Below are 6,156 nucleotides of genomic sequence, written 5' to 3' on the forward strand. Positions count from 1 at the left end.
CCTGCCGGGACCGGACGGCCCGTCCCGGCCGGGGGCCTCTTCGCGCCGGCGGGCGGAGGCCGCCCGGCCGCCGCCGACGTGGGCACGGCCCGCCTGCTCCTGCATCCGCTGAGCGTCGACGAGGCCGAACGCGTCGTCGCCGCCGAGGCGGGCCCCGGCGACCGGTGGGCTCCCGGCTACCCGGACGCGTTCGACGTGAAGGGCGTCAGCGCCTTCCTCGCCACGTGCTCGATCAGCGGGGACCCGACCCCGTTCGGCACGTACGAGATCCGGCGCAGGTCGGACGGCCGGGCCATCGGCGGACTCGGCTTCCACGGCCCGCCGGACGCCGACGACATCGTGACCGTCGGCTACAGCGTCATCGCGTCCGAGCACGGCAGGGGCTACGCCACCGAGGCGCTGCGCGGCCTCCTCGCGCACCTGCGGGCGCTCGGGGTGCGCGGGGTGCGCGGCGACACGGACCACACCAACGTGGCGTCCCAGCGGGTGATGCGGGCCGCCGGGATGCGGCCCGCCGGGGTGGACGACCGGCTGCGCTACTACGCGCTGCTGTTCTAAAGACGCCCGCGGGTCGCGTCGCCGGGGGCTTCCACGGCGCCGGGTGCGGGCCCGGCGCCCGCGTCCCGTCCGTCTTCGGCCCGCTCCGGGGCCCCGGGGAGCACCAGGACGTCCCCGGGCGCGAACGTGACGGCGACCGTGTCCCCCTCGCGGGGCGCGTCGGCCAGGGCGCACTCGGCGTCGAGCGGCGGGGCGCCGTCGGTGGGGCGCAGGCGGACGCCGACACGGCCGCCCCGGAACGCGCGCGCCTCGACCGTGCAGCGCAGACCGCCCCCCGCGCCGGGCTCCGCGCCGGCCGCGGCCAGCCTCAGGCCGGCCGGCCGCACCAGCACGGTCCGCTCCCCCTCGGGCACGCCCGGCGGGAGGGGAAGCTTGCCCCAGGGCGTGTCGGCGACGCCCCCGCCCACGGTCGCGGGCGCGAGGTTGTCGAAGCCGAGGAAACGCGCCACGAACGCGGACGCGGGACGCTGCCACACCTCCAGCGGCGTGCCGGTCTGCGCGACGCGGCCCTCGCCCATCACCACGACCCGGTCGGCGAGCGCGAACGCCTCGCCCTGGTCGTGCGTGACGGCGAGCACCGTGGTCCCCAGGCGCTGGAAGAGTCCACGCAGTTCGACGACGAGCCGTTCCCGCAGGCCCCGGTCGAGCTGGCCCAGCGGCTCGTCCAGCATGAGCAGCCGCGGCCGGGGCGCCAGCGCCCGCGCGAGCGCGACCCGCTGCTGCTCACCGCCGGACAGCGCCGCGACGGACCGGCCGCCGGCGCCCGGCAGACCCACCAGCTCCAGCAGTTCCTCGACCCGCTCGGCCTGTTCGCCGCGCGGCACGCCGTGCATGCGCAGGCCGAAGGCGACGTTGCCCGCGACGTCGCGCTGCGGGAAGAGCTGGTGGTCCTGGAACATCAGCCCGACGCCCCGGCGGTGCACCGGCACGGGGGCCTGGTCGGCGCCCGCCAGCAGCACCCGGCCGCTGTCGGGTGCCTGGAGTCCCGCGACGACGCGCAGCAGCGTGGACTTGCCGCTGCCGCTCGGCCCGAGCACGCTGACGATCTCGTGCTCGGCGACGTCGAGCCGTACCGCGTCGAGAGCGGCGCGTGCCCCGAAGCGCACGGTCACGTCCTGGAGGGTCAAAAGCGGCATCAGAACTCTCCCGAGCGGTCGGTGCGGATGCGTTCGAGCAGCAGCAGCGCGACGGCGCACACCACCATGAGGACCGTGGACAGCGCCATCGCCTCGCCGTACGTGAGGTCGCCGGGGCGCGCCAGCAGCCGGGCCACGGCGACGGGGAGGGTCGGGTTGTCCGGCCGGGCGATGAAGACGGTCGCGCCGAACTCGCCGAGGGAGACCGCGAACGCGAATCCGGCGGCCACCAGCAGCGCCCGCCGCACGAGCGGCAGGTCGACCTCGCGGAAGACCCGCAGCGGGGAGGCCCCGAGCACGGCGGCCGCCTCGCGGAGTCTGCCGTCGACGGCGCGCAGCACGGGCAGCATCGTGCGCACGACGAACGGCACCCCGACGAGCGCCTGCGCCAGCGGCACCAGGATCCACGAACTGCGCAGGTCCAGGGGGGACTTGTTGAGACTGATCAGGAAGCCGAAGCCGACCGTGACCGCGGAGACGCCGAGCGGCAGCATGAGCAGCGCGTCGAAGCCGCGCACCAGCCGCCCGGCCCGACGGGTCAGGGCGGCTGCCGCCAGACCGCCGACGACCAGGGCGATCGCGGCGGCGACGACGGCGTACCGCACCGAGTTCCAGACGGCTTCCAGCGGCGGTACCAGGAAGGTGCCCGAGGCGTCGACGGCGGTGAGCGCCCGGTAGTACGTGAGGCCGTGCCCGCCGGGGGTGTCGAACGACCGCTCCACCAGCACCCCGAGCGGCAGCACGAGGAGCAGCCCGATGCTCGCGAGGACGCCGCCGAGCAGGGCCCACTGCCCGGCCCCGCGCGGGCGCCGGGCCGTGGTGGCCGCGTCGACGAGGCGCAGCGCGCTCTCCCGGCGCCGCACGGTCCAGGCGTGCACGGCGAGGACCGCGCCGACGGCGACGAATTGGACGAGGGTGAGGATCGCGGCGGTCGGCAGCTGGAACAGCTGGGCGGTCTGCCGGTAGATCTCCACCTCCAGGGTGGCGAAGCCGGGCCCGCCGAGGATCTGGATGACGCCGAAGGAGGTGAACGTGAACAGGAACACCATCAGCGCGCCCGCGGCGACCGCCGGGGCGAGCGCCGGCAGCGTCACCTTCCGCCACGCCCCGAACCGGCCTGCGCCCAGCACCCGGGCCGCCTCCTCCTGGCGGGGGTCGAGCTGCGCCCACAGGCCGCCCACGGTGCGCACCACGACGGCGTAGTTGAAGAAGACGTGGGCGAGCAGGATGGCCCAGACCGTCGTGTCGAGCCGTACGCCCCACAGCTGGTCGAGGAGCCCGCCGCGGCCTAGCAGCGCGAGGAACGCCGTGCCCGCGACGACGGTGGGCAGCACGAACGGCACGGTCACGACCGCGCGCAGCACCTGCTTGCCGGGGAAGGAGAAGCGCGCGAAGACGTAGGCGCCGGGCAGCGCGATCAGCAGGGTCAGGCCCGTCGACGCGAGGGCCTGCCACAGCGTGAACCACAGCACGTGCAGGATGTCGGCCCGGCCGAGGACCTGCGTGATCGCGCCGAACTGCCAGCCGTCCGCCGTCTTCAGGCCCCGGCCCACGATCGAGACGACCGGGTAGGCGAAGAAGACCGCGAAGAAGGCGGCGGGCACCGCCATCAGCGCGAGGCGGACCGCCGCGGGCCGCCCTGCGCGCGGGCGGCGGTCCGCGGGCCCGGGCGCGGGCCCTGCCGGCCCGGGACCCGCCACCCGGCCGGGAGCGAGGGTCACGTCGTCACTTCACCAGGAGCGAGGACCACGTCTGGATCCACTGGTCGCGGTGCGCGGCGATCCGGGAGGGGCTCATGGTCTCGCCGCCGGTGATCTTCGCGCCGAACTTCGTGAAGACGGCGGGCTCCTTCGCGCCCTCGACGACGGGGTCGACGAACATCTGGAGCGGCATGTCCTCCTGGAACCTCTTGCTGATCATGAAGTTGATCAGGGCCTTGCCGCCGGCCGGGTTCTTCGCGCCGTCGAGGAGGCCCGCGAACTCGATCTGCCGGAAGCAGGTGCCGGTCGCCACGCCGGTCGGGGCCTCGGCGGGCGTCTTGGGCTGCGGCTTCGCGTACAGCACCTCGGACGGCGGGCTGGAGGCGTACGAGACGACGAGCGGCCGGGTCGCCTTGGCCTTCTTGCCGCCCGCCGAGCCGGAGAAGTCCTGGTTGTAGGCCTGCTCCCAGCTGTCGACGACCTGTACGCCGTTGTTCTTGAGCTTCTTCCAGTACCCCTGCCAGCCGGAGTCGCCGTACTTGGCGACGGTGCCCAGCAGGAAGCCGAGGCCGGGCGAGGACGTGGCGACGTTCTCCGTGACCAGCAGGTTCTTGTACTGCGGCTTGACCAGGTCGGCGAAGGTCGCCGGCGGCGCCAGTTCGTGGTCGCGGAAGTACGCGCGATCGTAGTTGACGCAGAGGTTCCCGCTGTCGATCGGCGTGACGCGGTGCTTCGAACCGTCGAGCCGCGTACTGGGGTCGACCCGGTCGAGGCCCTTCGCGGCGTACGGGGTGAACAGGCCGTTGTCGAGGGCCCTGCTGAGGAGGGTGTTGTCGACGCCGAAGAAGACGTCGCCCTGGGGGTCGCCCTTGGTGAGGATCGCCTTGTTGACGGCCTCGCCGGCGTCGCCGGTCTTGAGGACCTTGACCGTGTAGCCGGTCTCCTTCGTGAAGGCCTTGAGCACGGAGGGGGAGGCGGCGAACGAGTCGTGGCTGACGAGCGTGACGGTCTTCGACCCCGTCGGGGCGTCTCCGCCGCTGCCTGCGGACGCCTTGGAACCGTTCGAGCCGCAGGCGGCGAGGGCGGTGGCGCCGATCGCCACGGCGAGTGCGGCCGAGGCGAGCTTGCGGGTGGTGGGCACTTCTGATTCCTCCTGGGACGTCCAGTCCAGGAAGAGACGCGGCCCCGCTCCGGTCCTCCGGGGGCCGGGGCAGGGCGCAACAGCTCGAGTATCGACCGAACTTCCTACCCAGAATGACCTGGGCGAGGTTCAGAGGGTCTGCGGCCCTGTCCCGGGAGGTTCCTCCCGGTCCGCCGCACTCTCAGCGCTGTGGCGCTCCCCTGTCGGGTGTATCGCTATGGGTTGTATGCCGTACGTTCGCCCCCCAGGGTACACACGGGGTACCCGCGGGAGGCGGTACGGGCGCGGCCGGCGCCGCGTACCGTCGCGCGGGTCGGCCGGGGCGCCGCGGGTCCGCGCCGCGGGACGCCGCCTCGCCGGGGGGCCGGTCCGCTCCGGGCGGCCGCCTCGCCGTGGGGGCGCCGCTCAGCGCTCGGCGGCCGCCAGCTGCCCGCAGGCGCCGTCGATCTCCTGGCCGCGGGTGTCCCGCACGGTCACGGGCACGCCGTGCGCGGCGATCGCCTCCACGAACGCCTTCTCGTCCTCGGGGCGCGACGCGGTCCACTTGGAGCCGGGCGTCGGGTTCAGCGGGATGAGGTTGACGTGCACGTTCCGGCTCTTCAGCAGCCGGCCGAGCCGGTCGCCGCGCCAGGCCTGGTCGTTGATGTCGCGGATCAGCGCGTACTCGATGGAGACGCGGCGGCCGGACTTCTCCGAGTACTCCCAGGCCGCGTCCAGCACCTCCCGCACCTTCCAGCGCGTGTTCACCGGGACGAGCGTGTCGCGCAGCTCGTCGTCGGGGGCGTGCAGCGACACCGCGAGCCGGCACTTGAAACCCTCGTCGGCGAAACGCAGCATCGCCGGGACGAGGCCGACCGTGGAGACCGTGATGCCGCGCTGCGAGAGGCCGAGGCCGTCCGGCTCCGGGTCGGTGAGCCGGCGGATGGCGCCGACGACGCGGTTGTAGTTGGCCAGCGGCTCACCCATGCCCATGAAGACGATGTTGGAGAGCCGCGCGGGGCCGCCGGGCACGTCGCCGTCGCGCAGCGCGCGCATGCCGTCGACGATCTGGTGCACGATCTCGGCGGTCGACAGGTTGCGGTCCAGGCCGTTCTGCCCGGTGGCGCAGAACGGGCAGTTCATGCCGCAGCCCGCCTGCGAGGAGATGCACATCGTGACCCGGTCCGGGTAGCGCATGAGCACGGACTCGACGAGCGTGCCGTCGTGCAGCCGCCACAGCGTCTTGCGCGTGGTGTCGTCGTCGCAGGAGATGTGCCGCACGACGGACATCAGGTCGGGCAGCAGCGCGTCCGCGAGGCGCTGCCGCGAGCCGGCCGGGATGTCGGTCCACTGCTCGGGGTCGTGGGCGTACCGGGCGAAGTAGTGCTGCGAGAGCTGCTTCGCCCGGAACGGCTTCTCGCCGGCCGCGGAGACCGCCTCGCGGCGCTCCGCCGGCGTCAGGTCCGCGAGGTGCCGCGGCGGGCGCTTCACGCCCTTGGGCGCGGCGAACGTCAGTTCTCCCGGCTTCGGCGCGGCCATGCGACAACTCCTCGGTACGACGGTGGTGGGGTCGTCCCGCCGCACGGCGCGCACCGGCCGGGCGCACGGTCGGCGCACGCCGCGCGGCCGCGCGGGCCGCTCG

General features: G+C 74.2%; 5 protein-coding genes. 1 reads left to right on the forward strand and 4 read right to left on the reverse strand.

Going from position 1 to position 6,156, the window contains the following annotated elements; all coding sequences use genetic code 11:
• Positions 1–558 (forward strand): GNAT family N-acetyltransferase (locus tag L1885_RS21545; RefSeq protein WP_308117371.1); only part of this gene is annotated, 558 nt, incomplete at its 5' end.
• On the opposite strand, the gene L1885_RS21550 is transcribed toward L1885_RS21545, so the two are convergent.
• The 4 genes from L1885_RS21550 to rlmN all read right to left on the reverse strand — a co-directional run bounded on the left by L1885_RS21550 (position 555) and on the right by rlmN (position 6,053).
• Entirely contained in the window at positions 555–1,694 is a 1,140-nt protein-coding gene (locus L1885_RS21550) for an ABC transporter ATP-binding protein (protein WP_235798817.1), read from the reverse strand. The genes L1885_RS21545 and L1885_RS21550 overlap by 4 nt on opposite strands.
• Positions 1,694–3,304, reverse strand: a complete 1,611-nt coding sequence (locus L1885_RS21555; protein ID WP_235798821.1) for an ABC transporter permease — start codon at positions 3,302–3,304, stop codon at positions 1,694–1,696. The genes L1885_RS21550 and L1885_RS21555 overlap by 1 nt, the downstream gene beginning before the upstream one ends.
• Before the next feature lie 115 nt (positions 3,305–3,419).
• Complete coding sequence (locus L1885_RS21560; protein ID WP_235798818.1) at positions 3,420–4,535, reverse strand: thiamine ABC transporter substrate-binding protein; 1,116 nt, start codon at positions 4,533–4,535, stop codon at positions 3,420–3,422.
• Between the two features lie 405 nt (positions 4,536–4,940).
• The gene (rlmN, locus tag L1885_RS21565) at positions 4,941–6,053 is read right to left on the reverse strand and encodes a dual-specificity RNA methyltransferase RlmN (protein WP_235798819.1); all 1,113 of its coding nucleotides are present in this window, start codon (positions 6,051–6,053) and stop codon (positions 4,941–4,943) included.
• Positions 6,054–6,156 lie beyond the last annotated feature (103 nt).

Source organism: Streptomyces fuscigenes (genome assembly GCF_021556455.1).
Lineage (GTDB): Bacteria > Actinomycetota > Actinomycetes > Streptomycetales > Streptomycetaceae > Streptomyces > Streptomyces fuscigenes.

What these genes read in the sequence shown, in the direction of transcription:
- L1885_RS21555 (WP_235798821.1), bottom strand. Translation starts at nt 3,304, where the DNA reads ATGGCGGTGCCCGCCGCCTTCTTCGCGGTCTTCTTCGCCTACCCGGTC.
- rlmN (WP_235798819.1), bottom strand. Translation starts at nt 6,053, where the DNA reads ATGGCCGCGCCGAAGCCGGGAGAACTGACGTTCGCCGCGCCCAAGGGC.
- L1885_RS21550 (WP_235798817.1), bottom strand. Translation starts at nt 1,694, where the DNA reads ATGCCGCTTTTGACCCTCCAGGACGTGACCGTGCGCTTCGGGGCACGC.